General features: G+C 44.6%; 24 protein-coding genes and 1 pseudogene. 14 read left to right on the plus strand and 11 right to left on the minus strand.

All coding sequences use genetic code 11. From position 1 onward, the window contains the following. Positions 1-243: 243 nt before the first annotated feature. Positions 244-540 carry an integration host factor subunit alpha gene (gene ihfA, locus ACED59_RS06780; protein ID WP_004734853.1) on the plus strand — a complete coding sequence of 99 codons (297 nt, stop codon included), beginning with the start codon at positions 244-246 and terminating at the stop codon, positions 538-540. 306 nt (positions 541-846) lie between these two features. On the opposite strand, the gene ACED59_RS06785 is transcribed toward ihfA, so the two are convergent. Next, positions 847-1623 carry a RelA/SpoT domain-containing protein gene (locus tag ACED59_RS06785; RefSeq protein ID WP_017059130.1) on the minus strand — a complete coding sequence of 259 codons (777 nt, stop codon included), beginning with the start codon at positions 1621-1623 and terminating at the stop codon, positions 847-849. Positions 1624-1946: 323 nt separating this feature from the next. Here ACED59_RS06785 and ACED59_RS06790 point away from each other — a divergent pair, with 323 nt between their 5' ends. Continuing rightward, on the plus strand, positions 1947-2600 hold the full coding sequence (locus ACED59_RS06790) for a thiopurine S-methyltransferase (RefSeq protein ID WP_009846951.1): 654 nt from the start codon (positions 1947-1949) through the stop codon (positions 2598-2600). Positions 2601-2732: 132 nt separating this feature from the next. On the opposite strand, the gene purT is transcribed toward ACED59_RS06790, so the two are convergent. From purT to ACED59_RS06825, 7 genes and pseudogenes are all read right to left on the minus strand, one after another. Continuing rightward, complete coding sequence (gene purT, locus ACED59_RS06795; RefSeq protein WP_017096968.1) at positions 2733-3908, minus strand: formate-dependent phosphoribosylglycinamide formyltransferase; 1176 nt, start codon at positions 3906-3908, stop codon at positions 2733-2735. A gap of 167 nt (positions 3909-4075) precedes the next feature. Next, positions 4076-4963: a cytidine deaminase gene (cdd, locus tag ACED59_RS06800; RefSeq protein WP_012604142.1), complete on the minus strand. Its 888-nt coding sequence runs from the start codon at positions 4961-4963 to the stop codon at positions 4076-4078. 286 nt (positions 4964-5249) lie between these two features. Continuing rightward, entirely contained in the window at positions 5250-5927 is a 678-nt protein-coding gene (locus ACED59_RS06805; RefSeq protein WP_017096967.1) for an LrgB family protein, read from the minus strand. Positions 5928-5929: 2 nt separating this feature from the next. Further along, the gene (locus ACED59_RS06810) at positions 5930-6301 is read right to left on the minus strand and encodes a CidA/LrgA family protein (RefSeq protein ID WP_004734867.1); all 372 of its coding nucleotides are present in this window, start codon (positions 6299-6301) and stop codon (positions 5930-5932) included. Positions 6302-6326: 25 nt separating this feature from the next. Beyond that, entirely contained in the window at positions 6327-7751 is a 1425-nt protein-coding gene (gene sbcB, locus ACED59_RS06815; protein ID WP_017096966.1) for an exodeoxyribonuclease I, read from the minus strand. Positions 7752-7957: 206 nt separating this feature from the next. Then, positions 7958-8807, minus strand: a pseudogene (locus ACED59_RS06820) (sterol desaturase family protein). An 87-nt stretch (positions 8808-8894) separates the two neighbouring features. Beyond that, positions 8895-9908, minus strand: coding sequence for a DUF2804 domain-containing protein (locus ACED59_RS06825; protein WP_017096964.1), 1014 nt, complete (start codon positions 9906-9908; stop codon positions 8895-8897). A 169-nt stretch (positions 9909-10077) separates the two neighbouring features. Between ACED59_RS06825 and ACED59_RS06830 the strand changes: the two genes are divergently transcribed. Then, complete coding sequence (locus tag ACED59_RS06830; protein ID WP_017096963.1) at positions 10078-11121, plus strand: AraC family transcriptional regulator; 1044 nt, start codon at positions 10078-10080, stop codon at positions 11119-11121. Between the two features lie 192 nt (positions 11122-11313). Continuing rightward, the gene (locus ACED59_RS06835) at positions 11314-11835 is read left to right on the plus strand and encodes a DUF2058 domain-containing protein (protein ID WP_012604134.1); all 522 of its coding nucleotides are present in this window, start codon (positions 11314-11316) and stop codon (positions 11833-11835) included. Between the two features lie 177 nt (positions 11836-12012). Here the strand turns inward: ACED59_RS06835 and ACED59_RS06840 are convergent, their stop codons facing one another. The 3 genes from ACED59_RS06840 to ACED59_RS06850 form a co-directional block, all read right to left on the minus strand. After that, on the minus strand, positions 12013-12774 hold the full coding sequence (locus tag ACED59_RS06840; RefSeq protein ID WP_017096962.1) for a YdcF family protein: 762 nt from the start codon (positions 12772-12774) through the stop codon (positions 12013-12015). A 240-nt stretch (positions 12775-13014) separates the two neighbouring features. After that, positions 13015-14388: an L-cystine transporter gene (locus ACED59_RS06845; protein ID WP_009846939.1), complete on the minus strand. Its 1374-nt coding sequence runs from the start codon at positions 14386-14388 to the stop codon at positions 13015-13017. A 185-nt stretch (positions 14389-14573) separates the two neighbouring features. Next, complete coding sequence (locus tag ACED59_RS06850) at positions 14574-15269, minus strand: NAD-dependent epimerase/dehydratase family protein (RefSeq protein WP_017096961.1); 696 nt, start codon at positions 15267-15269, stop codon at positions 14574-14576. Between the two features lie 690 nt (positions 15270-15959). On the opposite strand from ACED59_RS06850, the gene ACED59_RS06855 reads away from it, so the two are divergent. The 10 genes from ACED59_RS06855 (at position 15960) to ACED59_RS06900 (ending at position 25245) form a co-directional block, all read left to right on the plus strand. Then, positions 15960-16571, plus strand: a complete 612-nt coding sequence (locus ACED59_RS06855) for a flavin reductase family protein (protein WP_017096960.1) — start codon at positions 15960-15962, stop codon at positions 16569-16571. 72 nt (positions 16572-16643) lie between these two features. After that, complete coding sequence (cobT, locus tag ACED59_RS06860; RefSeq protein ID WP_017096959.1) at positions 16644-17672, plus strand: nicotinate-nucleotide--dimethylbenzimidazole phosphoribosyltransferase; 1029 nt, start codon at positions 16644-16646, stop codon at positions 17670-17672. Continuing rightward, positions 17672-18478: an adenosylcobinamide-GDP ribazoletransferase gene (locus ACED59_RS06865; protein WP_012604128.1), complete on the plus strand. Its 807-nt coding sequence runs from the start codon at positions 17672-17674 to the stop codon at positions 18476-18478. Before cobT ends, ACED59_RS06865 begins: the two co-directional genes overlap by 1 nt. Positions 18479-18487: 9 nt before the next feature. Then, positions 18488-19105: a bifunctional adenosylcobinamide kinase/adenosylcobinamide-phosphate guanylyltransferase gene (gene cobU / locus ACED59_RS06870; protein ID WP_012604127.1), complete on the plus strand. Its 618-nt coding sequence runs from the start codon at positions 18488-18490 to the stop codon at positions 19103-19105. Positions 19106-19131: 26 nt separating this feature from the next. Then, a complete protein-coding gene (gene cobC / locus ACED59_RS06875) occupies positions 19132-19749 on the plus strand; it encodes an alpha-ribazole phosphatase family protein (protein ID WP_017096958.1) in 618 nt (205 codons plus the stop codon). A 139-nt stretch (positions 19750-19888) separates the two neighbouring features. Continuing rightward, a complete protein-coding gene (locus tag ACED59_RS06880) occupies positions 19889-21685 on the plus strand; it encodes a M3 family oligoendopeptidase (protein ID WP_017096957.1) in 1797 nt (598 codons plus the stop codon). A 268-nt stretch (positions 21686-21953) separates the two neighbouring features. Further along, complete coding sequence (locus tag ACED59_RS06885; RefSeq protein WP_017096956.1) at positions 21954-22982, plus strand: succinylglutamate desuccinylase; 1029 nt, start codon at positions 21954-21956, stop codon at positions 22980-22982. A gap of 133 nt (positions 22983-23115) precedes the next feature. Then, entirely contained in the window at positions 23116-24111 is a 996-nt protein-coding gene (gene btuC / locus ACED59_RS06890) for a vitamin B12 ABC transporter permease BtuC (protein ID WP_017096955.1), read from the plus strand. Further along, positions 24098-24856, plus strand: coding sequence for a vitamin B12 ABC transporter ATP-binding protein BtuD (gene btuD / locus ACED59_RS06895; RefSeq protein WP_017096954.1), 759 nt, complete (start codon positions 24098-24100; stop codon positions 24854-24856). Before btuC ends, btuD begins: the two co-directional genes overlap by 14 nt. A 29-nt stretch (positions 24857-24885) precedes the next feature. Then, positions 24886-25245 (plus strand): DUF6559 family protein, encoded by a 360-nt coding sequence (locus tag ACED59_RS06900; protein WP_017096953.1) that lies wholly within the window; start codon positions 24886-24888, stop codon positions 25243-25245. Positions 25246-25366: the final 121 nt, after the last annotated feature.

The following is a 25366-nucleotide window of genomic DNA, read 5'->3' on the forward strand; positions in this document are numbered from 1 at the left end:
GATATAATATCACATCGTACCTGTTGGTTAGGTGTTTTTTAGCTATATATGTGACTTTACAAGGGAGTTATCTTCCTGATTTGAAAGAATAATTAAATTGATGAGATAAAAAAGTTGGCGAAAATCAGAAGCTTGGCATACACTTTCCTTGTAAATGACCTTATCTCATTGATTGAATAGGGTAAATGCTTTGGCGCTACTGAAGATGGTAGCAATGTATAACATAGCTTTGAGGAAAGTTTTATGGCACTCACTAAAGCCGATTTGGCTGAGAACCTGTTTGAAACACTCGGATACAGCAAGCGGGATGCCAAGGAAACGGTTGAAGTGTTTTTCGAAGAAGTTCGTAAGGCACTTGAAAATGGCGAACAGGTAAAACTGTCTGGTTTTGGTAACTTTGATCTTCGTGAGAAAAACGAGCGACCTGGTCGTAACCCGAAAACTGGTGAAGACATTCCAATTTCTGCTCGACGTGTTGTTACTTTTAGACCGGGACAAAAACTGAAGGCCCGAGTCGAAAATATTAAAATCGAGAAGTAGCCAAGCAATAGACCACGCCTAGCGTGGTCTTTTTGTATCTACGTCTTATGCATCATTTGCTGACTGTCTTGTCACTAGTTTCTCTTAGTGGTATCACCTTACTCCCTTTTCTTAGCTACCCTTCTCGTTAACCACCCTTTTCGTTAACCACTAATAGTGACATCCCCTATATTTTGCTTTCTGATACTAATGAACTAATGAACTAATGAACTAATGAAAGCAACGCGAGAGCACTAATAAAAAGAAAGGGCTGCGATTATGCAGCCCTTTGTCGTTCTTGTTTATGGTAAGCGTTTATGCCAGTGGTTATGCCGCTTTAATGTGCGTGGTAATGTACGGTTGCCATGCTTGTTGGTAAAGCTCTAAAGATTGGCGTCTTAGGCTATTGATTTGTGCCGCTTCGATATCGTTGATTGGGCGATGTTCTGCAATTGCGTGACGCTCAATGCCTTGGATGATTTCGTAGAGTTCGTGCTCAGGGCCACTTTTCACATCAGCAATCGCTTTCAAGTGAAGTTGAACCTCTGCAATGATGTTGGTTTTAGGTAAACGAACCAACAAGTTAAGGTCACGGTAGCCAGAATCGGCTGGTGACTTAAACTTGTTTTTCAGCTTAACAACGTCTGCTTCACGGCTTAGCGCTTCGTAAACTTCAACCAAGCTTTCTACATCGTTCGCGATGATAGTTGCACGGGCTAAGTCGGTAATTTTTGTTACATCACCATCAAGCTCAAGGGCGATTTTTTCTTCTGCACGAGCTTGAGATTTAACGCCAGCAAATAGCGCTTCAGAATTGGTGAGTAGGGCAGTACTTTTACAGATAGTTTCTAGTTCAGCTTGGCCTTGATGTGCTTTGCTGTACAGAATATCGAAGTCGGTGTAAGGCTGAGTCGGGCGTGAGTCGAAGGCTTTGATGCCGTAAAGGCCGCTCAAACTATGACGGAATACGTTTGATGAAACTTGGTTTTGCGCAGGAGTGCGCGTTTGATCAGTCGAACTTGTTGAAACAGGTGCTGCTGCGAATGCAGGCGCTCGGCTCAATACCAATAGCATTAGGGCCGTCGTACGGAGAAATACACTCATTCAAACTCCAAAATACAAGGTTACAAAAACGGGTAGTTAAAAGGGGTAACCAGTAACGCACAAGAGTAAAAACAGCTTAACTAAACTCACTACATATTAAATGGGGCTAGCTAAGACAGAAACCAACTCTAACGTTTAATATTGCTTTAAAATGTGAAGATATAGACAAATAATCCAACCGTTAGTTCCGCAATTATTAGAACTTTGAACTTAGCCAGTTTCTGATTTCATCGAAACCAATTTGGTACTTTAAACCAAGCTAAGGTTGCTCTTACCTCTCTATACTGTACCCTTGCATTATGACTGTTTAACATGAACGAAAGATGAATAATCCTGAATTTTGGCACAATAAATGGGCAGCCAACCAAATTGGTTTCCACCTCGAAGATGTAAACCCACTTCTGATTAAATTTTGGGAAAAGACTGAGCCTAGCTACGAGAAGAGTGTGTTTGTTCCACTTTGTGGCAAAAGTGAAGATCTGATTTGGCTAGCTTCAAAGCATGAAGATGTTCAAGGTGTCGAGTTAAGTCAGATTGCGGTTCGCGCATTTTTTGCAGAGCACCTTTACACCCCGACTGTGACTCAAATCAGTGGTCAGCACGAGCTGTATCAATTCGATGAACTGAACATCTACACGGGCGATTACTTCTCAGCGCCAATCCAGCCTGTCGATACCATTTACGATCGCGCGTCTTTAGTCGCATTGCCTGAAGAGATGCGCGTGCAATATGTAGAGCGTTTGAAGCAACTGTTAAAGCCAGGCGGCAAAATCTTATTGGTGACATTGGATTACGATCAAAGTGAGATGGCAGGGCCTCCGTTTAGCGTACCTAAGCTAGAGATCGATCAGTTATTTGCAGGTTATAAGATCACTTTGTTGAATCAAGATATCGCAGATGATGAACACCCAAAGATTGCGAAGAAAGGTTTGTCTCGATTCAGTGAAGAAGTGTATTTGATTGAGTCTGACGCTTAAGCTTAAGCTGAGTTTGCTTTTAAGCCAATAGCTAACGCCAACAGCTAAAACGAACAAAAAGACGGGCTCGATAGCCCGTCTTTTTTTATTGTTCAGATGTGAACTCGTGATTGTTCAGAATTGAATAGCTGGCTAGTAAATCACTTTTATTTTAGAAGCACTCTCAATTGCATCTTCAATCGCAGTCTCAGTGCTGTTGCGACGAGTAAGCGCCACACCTAGACGACGGCGACCATCGATATCAGGTTTACCAAACAAGCGAACTTGCGTCTGTGGTGCGTCTAGCGCCTCTGTAAGACCTTCAAAACGAATGTTGGTTGAAGTGCCTTGACCAAGGATAACCGCTGATGCACACGGACCGTATTGCGTGATGGATTTGATCGGCAAACCGGTAAACGCGCGTACGTGCAGTGCGAATTCCGATGAGTCTTGAGACATAAGAGTCACTAAGCCAGTATCGTGTGGGCGAGGGGATACTTCGTTGAAGATAACGTGATCGCCTTTGACAAACAGCTCTACGCCGAAGATACCGTGACCACCTAATGCGTTAACCACTTGTTCAGCGGTGTATTGCGCTGTTTTGAGTGCGTTGTCTGACATGACTTGTGGCTGCCATGATTCACGGTAATCACCATCTTCTTGGCGGTGACCGATAGGCGCACAGAAGTGAACACCGTCGACTGCGCGAACGGTAAGTAGCGTAATTTCGTAATCAAAGTCGATGAAGCCTTCAACGATCACACGACCTGCGCCAGTACGGCCGCCTTCTTGTGCGTAGTCCCAAGACTTTTGAATGTCTTCTTCTGTTTTGATTACGCTTTGGCCTTTACCTGAAGAGCTCATTACTGGCTTAACAACGCAAGGCATGCCCACGAATTCAACAGCGGCAGCGAAGTCTTCAAAGGTGTCTGCAAAGCGGTAAGGAGAAGTGCTCAGTTTTAGCTCTTCTGCAGCTAGGCGACGGATACCTTCGCGGTTCATCGTTAGCTTAGTCGCATTTGCAGTGGGAACGACATTTAAGCCTTGCGCTTCCAGCTCTACCAACTTGCTGGTGGCAATAGCTTCAATTTCAGGAACCACATAATCTGGTTTTTCAAGTTCAATGACTGCTTGCAGTGCATCGCCGTCTAACATGTCTAATACATGACTACGATGTGCAACTTGCATTGCGGGTGCGTCTGCGTAACGGTCACATGCAATAACTTCCAAGCCTAAACGTTGGCACTCGATAGCAACTTCTTTGCCCAGTTCACCTGAACCTAATAGAAGTACACGAGTAGCATTTTCACGAGTAGCAGTACCAAACATAGAAATTCCTTCCGATCTTTTGAACGATTGATTGAAAACGGGGTGATCATACTTATTTGAAGAATAAAAGCAAACGTTTGCGCAGGTTGGGGTGTGAATTAGAAGCATAAAAAAAGCAGCCCTGTAAAATAGGGCTGCTTATTTAAAATTTTGTTAATCAGATGTACTTAGATTGCTAAGTAAGTCACTGGAATGTCGGGATTAATCGCTTCTAATGTAGATTGCGTATCCGCTAGGTGACTGATGCTACCTTCGGCAATTTCAACCAAGGCTGCGTTTTCAATCTGTTCAAAATCGAAGCCAGCCAGTTTAAGTTGAATCAACGCCACTTGCAGAGGAGGTAAGCTCGGGTTGAACGCTGCGTTTTCAGCGTAAGCACCAGTGAAAACCTCACCCGACGTCAATTGCAGTGAAACACCACTTAGGTTTTTGGTGTAAGGAGCATGGCTGCGGTTTAGTGCTGCTAGCGCTTCTACAACAATAGGCGTTGTTTCTTCAGTCGTGTGTTTATGATCAAGCTTAGTCATTAGGCCAGTCGTCACACCTAAATCAGCAGGGCCGAACGAGTCTGGTAGGTACTCTTGCAGAGACATTTCATCACGTTGTGGAAGCTGAACTTTAAGTTCTTTTGCTGTGGTCAGTTCGTTCATGAATTGACGACAGTGACCACAAGGGCTGAAGTTGATGGTGATATCAGAAATACCTTGTTCGCCTTTCATCCAAGCGTGGCTGATTGCAGATTGCTCAGCGTGTACTGTTTGGCCAAGTTGAGCACCAGCGATTTCAAGGTTTGCACCAAAATACAGAGTGCCAGACAAACCACGCACGATTGCACCAACATAAAAGTCAGATAACGGAGCGTAAGAATAGGCTGCGGCAAAAGGAAGTAGCGCAATACGTAGCTCGTCATCCGCTAAACCACTTGCTTGCAGTAGGCTAGCAAATTGTTCTGGAGACAATGTCGCGTCAAAGTTGTCTGCTAATACGATGTCACTCAAAAGTGCTTTGATTGCTGTTGGAGCACTTTCCAGCGCCAGGGTAATACGACTGTTCATGTTGAATCCTTAATTGACCTTAGGCTTTAATTCTATGTAATGCTCAGGAATTTTCTGTGATATTGATCACTACTGAGTTGTTGTTGTTACATTGGTTTGCATAATTAGAGTGAGGTCACAGATGAAATCGATTGCAAGAGTAAAAACTACCATTGATATCCCATTTATTGGCCTAAACAGGGCGCGATTTGGCTGCTATTGCTAAATAAATGCGAATAAAAAGCCCAAACAGACACTGTAATAAACAGCATTCTGGTTGGGCTGAATCGCGTAGTGATCGTTTAGGTTAAGAATAGAACCAAACCACGAGCGAAAATATACTCGGTGCGATGATTGAGGTAATGACGCCGCAAAGCACAAGAGCCAACGAACTGAATGCAGCATCTTCCTGATTCTTTTCAGCACAGGTCGCAGTACCTAAAGCATGAGACACGGTACCCATGGTTAAACCTCGGGCAATAGGGCTCTTAATACCAATGAGATTGTAGATTGGATAAGCAAAAATTGCCCCAAATAGACCAACAATCAATACCAGTATTGCCGCAATCGCTGCTTCACCACCTAAATGGCTCGATACTTCCATCGCAATTGGTGTGGTGACTGACTTACCTAATAAACTCGCAATCAAACTTAAGTCTGCTTTAAAAGCCACAGCGATCAATGCTGTCGTTGTCATCGACATCACACTGCCTAGTGTGCAAGCAAAGGTGATGATGCGCCAGTTGGCTCTGATTTGAGGTAGCTGTTCATAAAGCGGATAAGCAAGGGCAACTACCGCGGGCTGCAGCATGTAGGTAATCCAGGTGTTGTCCCCATAGTAAGTCTCAAACGGTACTTTGAAGAACGTGAGTATCGGAATGATGATACCAATGCTGATCAGCAGGGGATTACACAGCGGTGAGTTTACTTTTTGACTTACCCAGCGAGCAAACAGGAATACCACGATGGTGAGTAGAATCCACATGATCAGTTACCTCTCGAAAGCAAGCGGTCTAAGAACCATGATAAAGACACCAACACCAACAACGTGCCGCCAACGGCGCTCGCCATAATTGGCAATGCGTTTGCGATAAGCATGTCGAAGTGATCCATCAACCCTACACTGATCGGAACAAACAGTAAGATCATTAGGCGGATAATCAAGCTTGCACCGGGCTGTACCCAGTGCGAAGGAACAATACCAATCACCATGGCGGCAAACAGAATCAACATGCCAAAAATACTGCCTGGGATTGAGGTATCCAAAAAATGCTGTAACGCGTTACCTGCTGTAAGTGCACCTATGATTAAGGTGAAGGAGATTAAGCAGTAAACCAGCTGGATCAATCTTTCTTTCAAAGTGTTACGTCTCTTGATAATGGAATTAACTAGCTAACTTTTCTACGTATTGATAAACCGCCTTCAAGATAGCCATTTTCTTCTCGTCACTTTCATGTTCGTGCGCGAGGTTTTCAAGGTTGAGCATGTACTCTTCTAAACGGCACTCATAAAACTCACGACAATGGTTCGCCCATTTCAATTGCTCAGCTTCGTCGAGCGTCCATGGGAAGTTACGCGCACGGTAACGGAACAGTAACGGTTTAATTCGTTCGTCACTGAAGGTGATATCCAAAGCTGCCAAGTTGTTCGGGTCAGTTTCACGAATGATGTTCATCGCTGTTTTATCAGCAGGTGAAAAGAAACCGTCGTAAAGGTGTGTATCAACATCATCACTCTTTTCGTACTCGCGTTCTTGTGAGTACAGGCCGATCAGTTTTTCGCGGATCTCTGGATGTTCGCGCAGCAGTGCCAAGTTCTTCAAGCATTGTTGGCGATCGATACCGATGGTTTCGGCATTTTCAGCCGTCAGCGTTTTGGCTGGAGCAAGAATAGGGCACTTGTTCAGTTGAACCAATTTGATTGGTACGGGTAGCTCGTCTTCACCCAGTTCACTGCGTTTGGTGTAGAGTCTGTCTCTGAGTTCATCAGCGTCCAGTTCTAACAGTGGGCTTGGATCTTTGGCTAAATCAACCACGATAACGGCATTTTGATTGGTTGGGTGCCAAGCCATAGGCACAATCCAGCTTGTGTAGTTGCAGTCACGGCCAAACATGCCCGAAACGTGCATCAATGGTGTCATGTTTACAATATCAACCAGGTCATTCAGCTTACGCTTATGACGCATGTTGTAAAGGTAATCGAACATCTTAGGTTGTGCAGCTTTTAGCTTCTTCGCCAACTCGATAGTCGCAATAACATCGGCCATTGCATCGTGCGCGTTCTCATGTTCAATGCCGTTTGCCACAGATAAGTGTTCCAGTTTGAAACTTGGATAACCTTCTTCGTTCTCTGGCCAAACAATGCCTTCAGGGCGCAGTGCGTGAACAGCGCGCATTACATCGAGTAGATCCCAACGAGAGTTGCCGTTCTGCCAGCTCCACGCATATGGGTCGATGAAGTTTCGGTAACAGGTGTAACGCGTTACCTCGTCATCAAATCGAATACTGTTGTAACCAAGGCTTGTGGTGTTTGGTTTGGCCAACTCAGCATGGATCTTAGCGATAAACTCTGGCTCAGGGAGACCTTGTGAAGCCGCTTTCTGTGGCGTGATACGGGTGATCAACGCAGCTTCAGGCGTAGGGAGGTAATCAGCCGGAGGTTGGCAATAGATAACCAGAGGCTCTCCAATAACATTGAAATCTTGGTCGGTACGAACACCCGCAAACTGACTCGGACGGTCTTTTGCTGGGCTAACGCCCCACGTTTCGTAATCGAAAAAGAAGTAGGTCGGCTGATTATCTGAACTCATTGAAATTCCTGAACAGCAAGCGCAGAACGTTTACTGTGGCTGAAGGTTAGTTTTGTTCAGTATCTGATAGTATGCGGTACGCGTGCAACCCAGATCACAAATAAATTGTCGGAAAACGGTGCTTTACTATTCAATCGAGTCGGTGGGGATGTCTTTGAATCCAGTTGAGGCGGTATCTTAGTTAATACAATCTGTCTATCGTCCGTTTAATCCGATGGAGGTGAGAGAATCAATCGTACTTTCTGTTTCATGGTTAGCTCTCGGTTCTTCAAATCTTTGAATATGGCCTTCCATTCTTGAAAGGTGACCACTATCGGATTAAAACTGTTTACGGGTTTGGTGACGCCGTAACGCACGGTTTCCATTTCAGGCTCGAACGTACCAAACAACTTATCCCAAATGATCAAAACACCGGCGTAGTTCTTATCTATGTATTGCGGGTTTCTACCGTGATGCACACGATGGTGAGAGGGGGTGTTGAAGAGATATTCCAGAGGCCCTAGGCTTCGTACCCACTGAGTATGTACAAAGAACTGTAGACCCAGATTCAGAAGCACCACGAAGATGACCCATTTAGGGTCAAAACCTATGATGACTAACGGTACCCAAAACAACCACATCCCAGCAAGTGGGTACATTAGGCTTTTGACGGAAAGCCGTACTGAAGTTCATCTGTTCTGAGCTGTGGTGCGCGACGTGTGCTGCCCACATCCAGCGAACACGATGGCTTGCTCTATGGAACCAGTAATAGCAAAAGTCTTGCAACACCATCAACACAATGAAACTCAGCACGCCCATTTCAATGTCCATTAAACGCCAACCAAACATCAAGAGATACAACTGCACGACCAATAACCCGGTGATCAAATCGGAGAGTTGATGCATTCCCGCAAGCGTGAAGTTACACATCACTTCTGAAAGTTTATAGCTGGAATTATCTGGCAATCGACCTTGCTTCTGACCGATAAAATACTCAGCCAACATGCACACCACGAATAAGGGCGCTAATACCAGCAGTAGCCATTCTGGGTGATTGATTAATGCGTCGATATTCATGTTTTATCCTTGTTGAGACGCCATACGCGTTCTTAGTATCAAGTTTACTTAGACTTACTCGCCTGAGATTCAACCAGCAGAATTACGTTACCAGCAAGCAAAGTGATCTTCTGTTAGGCCAAGAACACCATCGAGTTGATGTGTCACTCCATTGTTGTCTTCAATCGAGCCAGAAAAGTGACCAATGAACTGGCGAAAGTTACTCTTTAACAGCCATAAATTGAGCTTTTCACTGCGGTTATTTAAGGGCGTAAAGGTCAGGTTTATACGTCCATCTTGTGATGTTATCTGCCAAGGCAAGTTCGTGTCTTGGCGACTGAACGTAAACTGTACCGGGTTAAGCAAGTGTCTGGTTCCATTGACCCATAACACGTTTTCGCAGCCTCCGGTTTCATTCACGCCCGCCGCGAGGTTTAGGCCAATATCTGTGCCATTGGATTGCGTGTTGATGCTTGCCCAGCGCCAACTGGTTTCACGTCTCATGTAACCCGCTGAAAAGTCATAACCAGCACGAGCTTGTTCGAGAACGAGTGATTCTCCCTTGATTTGGATGTCACCGCTGATGCGCAAAGCATTGTGCTTTTGGGTGTAAGTCCAACCTGAATAACCCGTTGGGCTGCACATCGCCAAGGGCAAGCTGTCGGCTTTAGGCTCTAAAGCGATGTCGGCCTTGATGAGTTTGGTATTCAAGCGAACTCGCCATTGTCCGGCTTCGATATCGAAAGTAATGCTTTGGCCAGCAATACTTGTCTTTCCTTCAAATGGTGAAGGCGTTACTTGCTTATCAAACCCTAATGGCCTCAACCAAGATGACTCTTCTAGATGGTTGTTTTCAATATCGTACAGATAACAAAATGCCGAGCCTAAGTAGCGAATATCCGCGATAGCGACACCAATAATGTGCGTGTCGGTGACGATGCTGACAAATTGAAATTGCTTGTAGTGGAAGTGCTTCTGCCAAAGGTTTGCTTTTGCATCCATCGAGTTTCGGTAGTCAAAGTTCTCGATGTTCAGGTGCTTTGGGATGCCATCGAAATGTCCAATGATCGGCTGACCATTAGAATCAATCAAACTGTGTGGAGCAGGATTCGTTTTTATCATTGCGATAGTTCACATAAATTTAACAACTAAAGCCATTGTGCGATGAGTAGCGTAGAATTGGGAGGTCATATTCGGACAAGAGCGCGTTACCAATCACGATTTTGTCAGTAGTGTTGTTGAAGCTGAGTAGTCATGTTGATGGGAATGGGCTCGATATAAGGAGAGACGATTGGAGATTATCGCGGAGTATAAGCCGACCGGACATCGGCATCAATTGGGTACATTAGATATCGCGCTGCTGTTGAATACGTTAGAGCAACGAGGTCTCGATATTGAAAGGCTACTCAATGATGTGGGTTTGCCGAACATGGATTGGCGAGACCCGAATGGAAAGCTGACTTACGCTGACAAACTTTCGTTATTTAGCGCGGCGAATCAGAGCTTTCCTCACGATGGCTTAGGGCTTTGGCTGGGGGAACACGCTAGCTTGAGCCACTTTGGTGTGTTGGGTTATGCGCTATCGACAAGTCAAAATGTCGGGGAGGCCATCAAGTCGGGCTTTAAATATCTGCGCCTGAACGGTCCTATTTTCTCGGTTAAATTATTTCTAGATTCCGAGCAAGCAGTGATTCAGATTGAGAACACCTTGGAAGTGGGCGATCTCCTACCTTTCTGCAGTGAGTATTTCTTGAGTTCAATCGTCTCTTTGTTCGAAGAACTGACTGGTCATGAGTTGGATATTCATACTTTGGCTTTGCCTTATGCTCGCCCTAATTACACCAAGCTTTATGACGAGCGTTTCCAGTGCCCGGTGATTTTTGAACAAAACTATTGTGAACTGCGTTTTGATATCTCCGTTTTATCACAAACTTTATTGACTCATGATGCCGCGACCCTGAAGCGCTATCTCGCGTCTTGCCAGTCGATAGTGGAAACGCTGGACTCTGAGCACCTGCTGACTAACCAGATCAAAACGATCTTTTATCAAACCGCAGGCAGTTTCCCGAATATAGAACAACTCGCGGATGAGTTTGGTTGTAGCTCTCGTACACTCAGGCGAGAGCTAGTGACCCATGATTCCAGCTATCAAATATTGCTTACCGAAGTTAGAGTGGAACTGGCCAAAGAGCTGTTACTCGGCACAACCATGAGTATCGATGACATCGGTGAAAGGCTCGGTTATAGCGACCCGGCAAATTTCAGAAGGGCGTTTAAAGGTTGGCTCAATAAAACGCCCGCTCAGTTTCGTGGCAGATTGAGTGCTTCTGGGTAATTGGCTCGATGTGCGTATAAACGGTATTTCGTGGAAAAGTAGAGATTGTGAGCAAAAAGAAGGGATTATGGCGACAGCTTTGAGCTATCAGCACAAATTTTGCGATTGTTCTGTAATTTACTCTTGTTCAGTAAACAGAAACCTTAAAAACAGGTATGATAGTGCCGTTTTTAATCCTGAACTGGGAAAGTCATGGCAAAGTTAACACTCCAAGAGCAGATGCTTAAAGCTGGCTTGGTAAATGAGAAAAAATTAAAGAAGGCGAAGAAAGGCTCTAAAAAGTCTCGCGTTCAGTCTCGTGAAGCAAAAGCGGCAGCAGAAGAAACTAAACTGGCGCAGCAAGCGAAAGACAAAGAGTTAAACCAACAGTTGAAAGAACAGCAGTTGAGCAAAGAAATTAAAGCTCAAGTGAAGCAACTGATTGAGATGAACAAGATCGAACAGAAGAACGGTGAGATCAAATACAACTTCACCGACGGTACGCTAGTTAAATACCTTTACGTAGAAGAGCTGACTCAAAAGCAACTAAGTAAAGGCATTCTAAGTATTGCGCGCCAAGGCGAAAGCTATGTTGTTATCCCAACAGCAGTAGCAAACAAGATCGCAATGCGTGACGAAGAATCTATCGTTGATACGCAAGCTTCAAGCTCAGATGAAGTAGACGAAGATGACCCGTACAAAGACTTCGTGATCCCAGATGATCTAATGTGGTAATTGCCCGTTAGTACTGAGTAGAAGCACGAATTAAAAATGCAGCTGACAATCCTTCGATTGTGGCTGCATTTTTTTGTTTATGAGCTGTGAATCTTCTAGATACTAAATGACCACTAGCCAAATAGCTAAATAGCTAAATAACTAAATAACTAACTAGTTAGATCATGGTTGAAGCGATCAGGCGTCACCGGGCTTCTCACGTTTGCTGTTCCAACCCATAAAGTTGTAAAGGTTGTAACGAGCAAAACCCAATTGTTCATGCAATGCAAAGTCTGTAACTGCGAAGTTGTACCATAATGGTAACCATGAAATTTGAGCAGCCATGTAGTCGGCTCGTACTGGGACGACGTTTAATCCAAAATGATTAAAGTAGAGTTCACTACGACGAATATGTAGGCCTGATGAAACAAGAACAATGTTGTCGAACTGGTGATGCTTCATTAGGTCACTGGTGAGCTGCGCGTTTTTCCAAGTGTTGACGCTATTCGATTCTTGAATGATATCGGCTAGTGGAACGCCGAGTCTAAGCAACTGCTGTTGATAAACTTCCGCTTCGGTTACACCATTATTTTGTGCATCTCCACCACTAACAATCACTTTGCATATGGTTTGAGCCTCCGCACAGTTTTTATATTGGCTTGCCGTTTCATTGATGCGACCGAACGAGAAAAAGGTCGGCTCAAATTCTTGTGTACTTGCGATGAGTTGAGTACCAGCACCAAGCAAGACAATGGCATTGTGAGAGGTCCACTGAATGTCAGGTTTGCGCTCATAATTGGCTTGCAGGTCGTTTAGTAGATAGCGAGGGATTAAACCCGAACCAATCAATATAAATAAAGAGATAAGAAGAAGTTTGATAAAACTAGAGGTTTTTCGCCACTGAAATAAACGTGTAACGCCAATGAATACTAGAAGAAGTAATAATATAATAAAGCTCATGAGGATCCTGTTATCGAACGGGTGCCAGAATGATGTGACATATTGAAGCGGTGCATCATATATCAGTTTGGCTGATGTTTCATGGCTAACTTATTGTACTATTGAACAAATATAGAGTTTTGCGTTATAGAATGTGGATGATCGTAAAGTAATAAACAAAACTAATAAGCAATAAAAAACCGACGCATGTGCATCGGTTTTTGTTTGACGAGACTCAAGTTATTGGATCAATCGAACCCATTAAGCGTTCGCTTGTTCCAAATCTTGCTGCTTGTCCTTTTTAGCCAATAGGCGGCTTGTAATTGTACCAGCTGTCATTGCACCAGATACGTTAAGCGCAGTACGTGCCATATCGATAAGTGGCTCGATAGAGATAAGCAGTGCTGCGATAGTCACAGGAAGACCCATCGCGGGTAGTACGATAAGTGCAGCGAAAGTTGCACCGCCACCAACGCCGGCAATACCAAATGAGCTCACTGTGATAATAGCAATCAGAGACAGAATGAAGTTAATGTCCATTGGGTCGATACCAACCGTAGGCGCAACCATAACTGCAAGCATTGCAGGGTAAATACCCGCACAACCATTTTGACCAATTGTTGCACCGAAAGACGCAGACAGGTTAGCAATCGCTGGTGGCACGTTTAACTTAGTGATTTGAGCTTCAACGTTCAGGGGAATAGTTGCTGCAGAGCTACGAGACGTGAAAGCGAACGTCAGTACTGGCCAGATCTTTTGGAAGTACTCTTTCGGGTTGACACCAACAAAAGAAACCAACACACCGTGAACGACGAACATCAGGATAATAGCGACATAAGAAGCAACGATGAAGCCCAATAGGCTTAGGATGTCAGAAGCACTTGACGTTGCGACTACCTTCGCCATTAATGCTGCGATGCCGTATGGCGTTAGTGCCATGATCATCTTAACTAAGCGCATAACGATAGATTGAGCCGCTTCAACGAACGTACGGATTGGAGATTCTAATTCTTCTTTCTCTGCCATCACCTTACGAGCAGCAATACCCGTTAGCACGCCAAAGATAACTACCGCGATGATAGAAGTAGAGCGAGCCCCTGTTAGGTCTGCAAATGGGTTAGTCGGAATAAAGCTAACCAGCATTTGTGGAATAGTTAGATCTGAAACGCTGCCGATGCGGCTTTCTAGTGTTGCGATACGTGCTGTTTCACGAGCGCCTTCAGTTAAACCTTCAGCCGACAAGCCGAATGCTTGTGTTACAACAATACCAACAATCGCAGAAATTGCCGTTGTTGCTAGCAACACAGAAATGGTGATGCCGGAAATCTTACCTAGTGAGCCGCCTTTCTCAAGCTTCACTACTGCCGCAATCATTGAAACTAACACTAATGGCATGATGACCATTTTTAGTAGGCCAACGTAACCACGACCCACAATGTTTACCCAGTCGAGCGTCTCTTTGATAATAGGATTGCCTTCACCAAATAGCAGTTGAAGACCAAGGCCAAAAGCACTACCGAAAACTAAACCGAGTAAAACGAGGCGAGAAAGTGTGTTTTCTTTTTTCTGCTGTCCGTAGAGAAAAAAGAGGATACCAGTGAATACCGCTAAGGCAGCGATAGCTGAAAATGACATTGTTTTTCCTTATGAATAACCATGAATCGATAGGGCGCTTAGATATATGGGCGCAAATACTGTTAGCTAAAATAGCGATCTGTAACAAAACGTAAAATAAGGAAAAGTAATTGATTAGAACGATTAGTAATATCCACCCAATGAGTTGGATGGGTATTCAACATTGTGGTGAATAGGTAGACGTTTTAACGATATTTCGCTAATAAATTAAGCATGTCAGTCGAGGTGTAGATTTCGATACTTTGGAAATTATTTTCGAACAATCGGAATAATATTGCTTTCGCTACATCTTCCGATTGGATAGGGCGTAGGTTTTTGAATTTTCCAAACATTAACGGAGATATTAAAGGGAAGACTCTTTGTAGGAGCTTTTCATCAGTTCTGGGTTCGGCACGTTCACCCACCAGCGGGCCTGGACGAGCGATGAAGAGCTGCTTGAAGCCAATACGTTTTAGGTTTTGCTCCATTTGTCCCTTACAGCGCAGATAGTGTGAATAGGAGTCTGGCGAAGCGCCATAGCTAGAAACGACTGCGACACGTTGAACTCCAAGGAATTTCATCGACTGTGCCACTTGGCTAACCAGTTCTACATCGATCTTTCGCAGCGCTTCTTTTGAACCTGCTTTTTTCTTGGTTGTGCCTAAGCAGATAATGCCTAAGTTGGGCGTCGCTTTGGTGTCGTCCCAACTCGTTACTTGTAGATCGTTGTGGATGAGTGTATCGAGTTTGTTGGAGTGAAATTCTTCACCTAATGCTCTTCGTGACAAAGCATAGATGTGTTCTACAGCGGGCTCGTTAATGAGTAGTCTCAGGACATGATGACCAATTAGCCCTGTCGCACCAGCTATAACAACCGATGTTTTATCTCCATTAATACTCATTCTATTCCTTACTCGCTCTACAAGTGCTTGTTTAATATAAACAGTGTTTGAATTTTAAGCGAACAAAAGTTTCATTAATGAGCGTTAGGAAGATGGGGTTTGATGATGGGCTTTTATACGGAAGGTATGTGCTTGGCTACGTAAACCTCTATTAAAGTGTTAAAGATAACAAAGCCCGCTGGGCGACGGGCTTTGTTACTTACTTTGCTAGTTTGCTACTTTGCTACTTTGCTACTTTGTTGTCTTATTGCTTCGACAACTATTAGGTGAAGGAGAGTGGGATTTTCCTTACCTTTTTGCTGGTTTTCTTACTCGATTTATTTGGTTTTCTTTTACTTGTGTTTGGAATCATTTCACCTCCTAAATCATTGTTTGGTTTTGTCTTTCAATCGATTGTTTTCTTTTAAAGCAACTGCGATGTGGGTATTCACAGTATGGGCACTCATCAATGGAGAGATTAACAAGTACTTTAGATAAAGCATAAACGATGCCAAAATGTAAGTTATTGATAAATCTATTATCAGTATTGTAGGTGTTTCGGGTTCGTCAATTTGACTGTCAATTTGAGAAAATACCGGTGTGATCTGTTCAAATTAAGAACACTCTCTACCGTTTCTGTTGATTAGGCATAGATACAGCATTGCTTAACACGTAAACTGAGTCGTAATTCACATAGACCAAGGACGTGCTATGAACCTCAAGCTTGATACTCTTGCTCCCACTCAGATTTATCACTTGATGACACAAACCGTTGTTCCTCGCCCTATTGCGTGGGCATTGACGGAATCTTCCGACCAAGAGTACAACCTAGCACCTTTCTCTTATTTCACGCCTATTTCCAGCAATCCGCCGCTACTGATGTTATCAGTTGGGAAAAAGCCGTCGGGCGAAATCAAAGATACCACTCGTAACGCCTTAGAAACGGGTAAGCTAGTGATTCACATTGCTTCTTCAAGTTCTGCCGAAACAATGACAGCAACAGCAGCTACACTCGATCATGGTGACTCTGAAGTTACCGCGAATAATATTGAGCTAGTTGAATTTGAAGGGTTTTCTTTACCGAGAGTGAAAGAGTGTGCGGTCGCTTTTGGCTGCACCTTGTACGAAGTAAAAGAAGTGGGAGAGGTGCCTCAAAGCCTTATCTTTGCTCAAGTTGAAACAGTGTACATTTCCGAAGATGTGATTGATAAAGAGAGTGAACGTCTTAAGATTGATGCGTTGGCATTGGACCCTTTATCTCGACTTGGTGGCGGTGAATACGCGACGCTTTCCAATGTGTTCTCTGTTGCACGCCCTAAATAGTGTAACGATTTAGCTTAAGCAGAATCGCAGCCCTAGAAATCCATTACCTTAAATTTAAGTGTTCCTAAACTTATGTTAGATACCCAATACTCGCAGTACATCCAACACCGAATTGACCAAAAAACCAAGCCACTCGGTGCGCTTGGCTTACTAGAAAAAGTCGCACATCAACTGGCATTGATTCAGAGCCAAGGCAAAGAAACTGCGGTTGAGCACATCGAATTGAATAAGCCACGTATCATCATTTTTGCTGGCGACCATGGCATAGCAGATGAAGGTGTGAGTATTGCTCCAAGTGCCGTCACGCAACAGATGGTGTTGAACTTCTTAAGCGGTGGCGCAGCGATTAATTGCTTTTGTGCGGTAAACAACGTCGAAATTACAGTCGTGGACACTGGGATTTTGTTGCCTGTTGAATCTGACAGCGACATGTTGATTTCTCAGCGCTTAGGTACGCGAACCAATAACTTTGCCAATGAAGCGGCAATGAGTTTAGAAACTGTTGAACGTGGGATTGAACTGGGAACTGAGCTTGTATCTAGAACCATTTCGAATGGCACGAATATCATCATGTTTGGTGAAATGGGCATCGGCAATACCAGCAGCGCGTCTGCCATCTTAAGTGCGCTAGCAAACCGAACTGCAGATGAGTGTGTTGGTTTAGGCACTGGTATCAACAATGAACAGCTTGCACGTAAAGTGGCGGTGATTAAGCAAGGTGTTGCTCGTTGCATAAATCCTGACGCAAAAGAGGTGTTAAGCCAAGTCGGCGGTTATGAAATAGTTCAAATGGTGGGGGGCTTCCTTGGCGCTTACGAAAACAGAACCCCTGTGTTGGTCGATGGTTTTATCGTGTCGGTTGCGGCGTATGTCGCGACTCTAATTGAACCGAGTTGCCGTGATTACATGATCTTTGCTCATCGCTCTGAAGAGTCGGGGCACAAGATTCTATTAGAGCTGCTAGACGCTGAGCCACTGCTCGATCTTGGATTGAGATTGGGCGAGGGCACAGGTGCTGCGCTAGCTATGCCAATAATTCGTGCGGCGGCAGAGTTCTATAACAACATGGCGAGTTTTGCGAGTGCTGGAGTCACGGTTTAATGAGTGATGCACCAAAAAGATCGTTGAAAGATAGCATCACATACCAATGGGAACTTTTTTCGTTGGCGATGGGTTTCTTTTCTCGTTTGCCGATGCCGAAGAATACGCCTTATTCAGAAGAGCGCATGAATCGTTCGGGTCGCTACTTTTCAACGGTTGGTTTGTTACTTGGTGTTCTGTGTGGCGGTGTGTTCTTGCTACTCGATGCAATACTGCCGAGTGCAGTGGCCATCTTTTTGATGATGAGCTTTAGCTTGATGCTAACCGGTGCTTTCCATGAAGACGGCTTAACCGATATGGCGGATGGTATTGGCGGCGGTATGACCTTAGAACGCCGTTTGACCATCATGAAAGACAGTCGAATTGGTACTTATGGCGCGTCTGCACTGGTTATGGCTCTGCTTGGCAAGTGGGTTCTATTAAACGAACTAGCGAATATGACAAATTTGTTTATGGCTATCGTGACCAGTTATACGTTTAGCCGCGCGATTGCCGCATCACTTATTTTTGATATGCCTTATGTCAGTGATTTAGATACCAGTAAAAGTAAGCCATTGGCGAACAAGCAAACTAAAGGTGAACTTGTCTTTTTATTGTTTGTAGGTGTGTTGCCTAGCCTGTGGTTTGGTCTTGAGCTCGCTTTGGTTTTATCTTTCTTCGCCTATCTGTTCAGAGTAGGTTTCAAAAAATGGTTAACGGCTCGAATTGGTGGCTTTACTGGCGACTGTTTGGGTGCGGCTCAACAGTTGATGGAGTTACTGATTTACCTTGTGTTCATTACTGCTTTTTACAATGGTTTTTTATAACAGGTTCCTATGACAAACACGAATCAAGCTAATCAAATTAATCAAGTAAGTCAGCGAAATAGCCATCTGGTATTGGGTGGGGCTCGTTCTGGTAAGTCTAGTTTTGCAGAACAACAGGCATTATGTGCGCTTGAAGCATGTTCAAATGGACGCCTCAACTATATTGCGACGGCCACTTATTTGGACGACGAAATGCGTGAGAGAATTGCGCATCATCAACAACGTCGTGGTGAGCTGTGGATTGAGCATGAAGCCCCTGTTGAATTAGCCGAAAAACTGCAGTCTTTTGATCAAAACGATGTGGTGATGATTGACTGCTTAACTTTGTGGTTGAACAACATTATTTTTGAGTTGGGTGATGATGCGACCAATGAACAGGTTGAGGCCGTGGTCGAAGTTTTAGTGAAAAGCGTAGAGCAAAGCCCGGCGCAAATTATCATGGTGTCTAACGAAGTCGGTTTAGGTGTGGTGCCGTTAGGTAAAGTGTCGCGCCTATTTGTCGACAATGCGGGTCGCATGAACCAAGCGCTAGCTCGCGTCGTTGAACGCGTTACGCTGGTTGCTGCAGGATTACCATTGAGCTTAAAGCCGTCGAGCTATTTGACTCAAAGCTCGACTCATAATTAGATTGGTATCAAAGGTTAGTTGAACAAATGGAAAATGGAACAACCAAAAACATCTATCTACTAAGACATGGCAAAGTCGAAGGCGAAGCGGCACTTAATGGTTCATCTGATGTGTTGGTTAATCCTGATCTTCAAGAACGGATATGTGGGGCGCTGATAAAACAAGATATTGCCTTTGATTGCTTGGTTTCCTCGCCACTCAGACGATGTGGTGATCTCGCGAGCTTGTTTGCACAACGCATGTCGGTGCCTCTGTCTGTTGCACCAGATTTCCAAGAAATGAATTTTGGTGAGGTTGACGGGGTCGCATTTGATGAACTTGAAGACAAGTGGGCGATGTTAGACACCTTCTGGCAAGATCCCGCAAACCATCAACTGACTGGCGCGGAAAGTTTACAGAGCTTCCATAACAGAGTAACTCAAGCTTGGTCGCAACTTTTGAATGATCCAAGTGACAATATATTGTTGGTTACCCATGGTGGTGTGATTCGCATTCTGTTAGCACATTGTCTTGATATTGATTGGAAAAATCCGAGTTTGTACTCGAAGCTATCGATAGAAAACGCGTCGATAACTCATATTCAAATCACTCAGTTTGCGCAGAGTTTTATCAGCGTTAAATCGATAGGGCTACCTGTTCTCTGAGTGTTAAAAATACACAGTTTAAGAATTAACAATCTATTAGATCTGTAAATAGAAACAGAAATAAGAATCGAAATATAAAGCGGCGTTTACAGCCGCTATACCAGATTGGTATTACTACCTACGTGAAAGGAATTTAGTCATGACAACACCGAGTTGGGATCTAAGCATTGCTTATCGCGATCTTAATGATGCAAAAATCGAACAGGACATTGAACTCATCCAGCAGTGCATTGAGCTGTTGTACCTACACGTTGAAAAGCGTCATATTATCCTAGCGATGCAAAACGCCATTCAAACTTCTGAAGCGGCAGGCACGTTACTGAGCACGATCAACACCTTCGCTAACTGCCACGCATCGGTAGACGCGACACACACAGAAGCCAAAGCACTGCTTGGTCGAGTTGCGAAGCTGAACTCTGAAATGTCTCAAGCGTTCAGCCCCTATGAAGACACGCTAATCCACGCAGAACCAGAGTTTATTGATGCAGTTTTAGAGCATGACAGCGCAGATGTAGCAGGACAACGCTTTGCGATTGAAAGCTCGCGTAAGTTATCAAGCAGCCGACTCAGTGTTGCTGAAGAGCAGCTTTTAGCAGCAATGAAAGTCGATGGCCGTGATGGGTGGGGTCGTTTATACGATAACCTAACCGGATCTTTAAAACTGTCGCTAAAGCTGGACGGTGAAGAGGAAGCCCTAGGCTTTTCACAAGCCGCGAGCCTGTTGTACGGCAGCGAATTCGACAAACAAGAACCAGCATGGCGCGCGGTTCAAGGTGCTATGAAAACGCACCAAGAGTCTTTTGCTTCGATTCTAAATGCATTGGCGGGTTGGCGACTGACTGAAAACAAAAAGCGCTCGAAAATAAGCGACGTACATTTCCTTGATCCAAGCCTACACGCCAGCCGCATCGTACCTGAAACGCTAGACACCATGATGTCGGTAGCAAAGGCAAATCGCGAAGTAGGCCAGAAAGCAGGTCTGTTAATGGCAAGAGTTCACGGGCTCGATGAAATGAAGCCTTGGAATCATTTAGCAGCAATGCCACCACTTGGTGACGCTGAATCTCAGGTTTACCCATTTGATGAGGCGATCGACGTGATCAAAACTGCGTTCGCTGAAGTAAATCCAGAGATGGCTGATTTCGTCGCTTTGATGGTTGAGAATGGCTGGATTGATGCCGCACCAGCTGCCAACAAACGTCTAGGTGCGTACTGCACCAAGTTTGCTGCGACACGTACACCTCTTGTGTTCATGACATGGAGCGGTAGCCGCTCAGACTTAATGACATTGGCGCACGAGCTAGGCCATGCGTTCCATAACTGGGTGATGAAGGACATGCCGTTGTGTCAAACACGCTACCCAATGACTCTAGCAGAAACCGCTTCAATCTTTGCTGAAAACATCGTTCGTGACCACTTGTTAAAACAAGCACAAACACGCAATGAGAAACTTGAAATGCTGTGGGAAGAGCTTTCTTCTTCACTCGCTTTGATGGTAAACATTCCAGTACGTTTCGAGTTTGAGAAAGCCTTCTATGAGCAGCGTGAAAAAGGTGAGCTAACGGCTCAGCAGCTGTGTGACTTGATGGAAACCACTTGGAAGGAGTGGTATGGCGATGCAATGACAGAAGCCGACCCTTACTTCTGGGCAAGCAAACTGCACTTCAGCATCTCTCAAGTGAGCTTCTACAACTACCCATACCTGTTCGGTTACCTGTTCAGTAAAGGTGTTTACGCTCAGCGCGATGCTAAGGGCGAACAATTCTACGGTGATTACGTTTCCTTGCTTCGTGATACGGGCAGCATGATGGCGGAAGAAGTCGTTCAAAAACACTTGGGAATGGACCTGACTCAAGCTGACTTTTGGCAACAAAGCATCGACATGGTCAAAGTTCAAATCGATGAATTTGAAAGATTGCTCGATCAGGAAGATTAATTGATCTCAATCTGTTCATGGTAGGTAAGAGCTGTGTTAGCTTACGTGGCTCTTATCTTGCTGATATAAACAGAGATAACCAAAAGTTGTTCTAAATAGGTGAAATTATTTGGAACAGATGTCGGTTAGTAAAGTCAGCAGGTAATACAAAAATATATGGGTAGTATTTGTGAGTGATAACGGAGTTTCTATTGATAAGTGCGATCCTAGCAACACAATTTCTATGTACAATTTATTAACATACGGCCGTGCAATTAAGGAGTAGCGCATGACGAAAACCCTCTTTCGCCAATCATTTCTTTTTGACAGCCTAGATCTTGAGCAAGAAGTGGTTGCAGGACAGACCGTACTGAGTAACGGTGTTCAAATTAAGCTTCATCAACGCGGTGTATTGGAAGTGATTCCCGCAGAGTATAATTCTGAGACCAAGAACATCATCTTTTCAACAGGTGTTCATGGCGACGAAACTTCACCAATGGAGCTGATTGATAAGCTCATTGAGGATATTGAAACCGGCTTCCAAGTCGTGACAGCAAGATGTTTGTTCATCATTGCTCACCCAGAAGCGACCAATGCGCATACGCGTTTTCTTGATGTGAATATGAACCGTCTGTTTGATGAAAAACAGTACGAGAGTAATCGAGAAGTGGACATCGCGAAGAACCTTAAGTACTTGGTTACTGAGTTTTACAAGGAAACGGTGCCTGCCACTCGTTGGCACTTAGATCTGCACTGTGCGATCCGTTTGTCTAAGTATTACTCTTTCGCCGTAAGCCCTAAGGTTCGACACGAAGTTCGCAGTAAAGCCTTGTTCGATTTCATTAACAGTGCTCACGTTGAAGCGGTGTTGTTATCCAATGCGCCAACGAGTACTTTCAGTTGGTACAGCGCTGAAAACTTTGAAGCCCAAGCACTGACAATGGAGCTAGGGCAGGTAGCAAGAATTGGTGAGAACCAGCTTGATAAGTTAACTGCTTTCGATTTGGCAATGCGCAATTTGATTGCTGAAATAGAACCAGAGCATTTGCCAAAGAAAACCATTACTTATCGCGTAAGCCGAACCATTGTTCGTTTGCATGATGATTTTGATTTCATGTTCTCTGATGCCGTTGAAAACTTTACGGCGTTCAAGCACGGTGAAGTGTTTGGTCATGATGGTGATAAGCCATTGATGGCGAAGAATGAAAACGAAGCAGTAGTGTTCCCAAATCGCAACGTTGCTATCGGTCAACGAGCGGCCTTAATGGTGTGCGAAGTTGAAACACGATTCGACCACGGTCAGCTTGTGTACGATTAATACCGACTCGGGTTTAAACGACGAAAACAACCGCTCAACTGGTTGAAATATCAAGGTTCACATTACGGTGTGAGCCTTGAGTTTATTTGGGGATACAGGTAAGGTTACGCGAACAATTTCAAAGTAGCTTGATATGGATTTCCAACAACTTCTTCACCAAAAACAGCGCAAATGGACCCGAGCCATTTATCTGATGGCAGCACTGCTTGTCGCGCTGAGTGCGATTTACCTAATGGTTGGCGATCTTTTCATTTCCCCTCTGGGCACCTTGTCCACGTTAGAACAAAAACTACTGATTGATTTACGCTTACCTCGACTATTGGCGGCTATTGCTATCGGGGCAGGGTTAGCCGTATCTGGCGCAAGCTTACAAGTCTTATTGGGTAACGTATTAGCAGAGCCCGGTGTGCTCGGCATTTCTGGTGGTGCAAGCTTAGCGATGGTGATCGTGCTGTTCTTCTTACCGTTTGCTCCTACACCAGAACTGTTCATGATTGCCGCCGTTTTAGGGTCACTCTGTTTTACCGTGATTCTAGTGAGCATGGTTAAAACGATGCGACTGACTACGGCCAAGTTATTGCTGGTGGGTGTTGCGTTAGGCATTCTTTCTGGCGCGATGGTGACGTGGGCGTTCTATTTTAGTGATGACCTCAGCCTACGCTTATTGATGTATTGGCTGATGGGCAGCTTAGGTGGCGTCACTTGGTACCAACACTCGCTCACCTTAGTAATGATCCCCGTGATTATCTGGCTGTGCCTGCAAGGTAGCAAGCTAGACAAACTCATGATTGGCGAGACCCATGCTGCGCAGTTAGGCGTGAACGTTCCGAGATTACGTTGGCGTCTAATTTTCGCTGTGTCTATTTTAGTCGGCTGCGCGGTAGCTTTAGGTGGCGTGATCAGCTTTGTTGGCTTGGTTGTGCCACACTTATTGCGTTTAGCGATTGGTACTGATAACAAATACCTTCTTCCTTTGTCTGCCGTTGCTGGCGCTGCGTTGTTGGTGTTTGCTGATATTTGCGCGCGTACATTACTCGATTCTGCAGAATTACCTTTGGGTGTGATGACCACCAGTATCGGTGCGCCTATCTTCATTTGGATGTTAATTAAAAATCATGATTCAAATTAAGAGCCTGAGCGTCGGCGCTCGTTTATTACCATTATCATTTGAGCTCAAGCAAGGGCAGGTGACTCATGTCATCGGTCCTAATGGCAGTGGCAAAAGTACCTTACTAGAAGCGATATCTGGCGTTGGTGATGGCTACAAAGGTGATATCAAGCTCGATGGGCAAGACTTATCTGTGTTGTCGTTACAAGACTTATCATTACACCGTGCTTATCTGTGTCAAAGTGCAAGACCCGCCTTCAACTTGGAAGTGTTCCAATACCTTGCGTTATCACTGCCAAGTTCATCGCACGGCCTTGATACTGAAATCAACACGGCTTTGGAAGAGATAAGCCAGATGCTGGACATCACAGACAAACTTCATCGCTCCATTCAAACCTTGTCTGGTGGTGAATGGCAACGCGTTCGCTTGGCGGGAATGTGTCTGCAAATTTGGCCGACGCTTAATCCTTACGCAAAGCTCCTGATCCTCGATGAACCCGCAGCTCCGTTGGATATTGCTCAAGAAGCGCTGCTGTATAAGCTTATCGAACGAGTGGCTGAGAAGGGCATTGCGGTTATTATGGCTAACCACGACCTGAACCGAACCTTGAGGCATGCCGACCAAGTACTGCTGCTCGAAAAGGGCGTACTACAAGCATCAGGCAGTGCAGAGCAAGTGCTTGTGCCTGAACAGCTAGAATCCGTATTTAACACGCAAGTAAAAAGCATCTCGGTCGACAATCAAACTTACCTATTGTTTGGTTAATTTAGGCTCATCAAAACAAGGCAATCTCTATGTTTAGATATATTCAACGACGACGAATCAAGAAAGTAATCAAATCACTTTCTGCAAAGTTGGTGAAAGCGTACGGAAGCAGTGATTTTTTCTCTATTGGGCAAGTAGAAACGAGTTCATGTGAATTGAGTAAGCGCCAACAACTGGTTGCCTTAGCATTGTTTGCTGATCCACAAGACCTTGCTGCTGAAATTGCTCCAGCCATTCAATTGCTGCGTAATGATGTGTCTAATGACTTCTTCGGTGGTGAGGAATATAACGCGCGTGATGTACTTAATTTGTTGGGCGGTGGCGGTTGGAAGGGCGGTCGTATGGACGATGATATGTCGAATCGCTTTGGTATGCATAGCCGCTATTAGTTTAGCTCTTTCAAACTAACGTTTAGTGGTTTAGCGATTTATAAACGTATACGCTTAATCGCTTAGTAACTTAGCGACTTTGCAACAGTCTCAACAACGTTTTGATGATGATCAAAAGCAC

It is taken from the genome of Vibrio sp. FF266 (genome assembly GCF_041439695.1).
Taxonomy (GTDB): domain Bacteria; phylum Pseudomonadota; class Gammaproteobacteria; order Enterobacterales; family Vibrionaceae; genus Vibrio; species Vibrio tasmaniensis_A.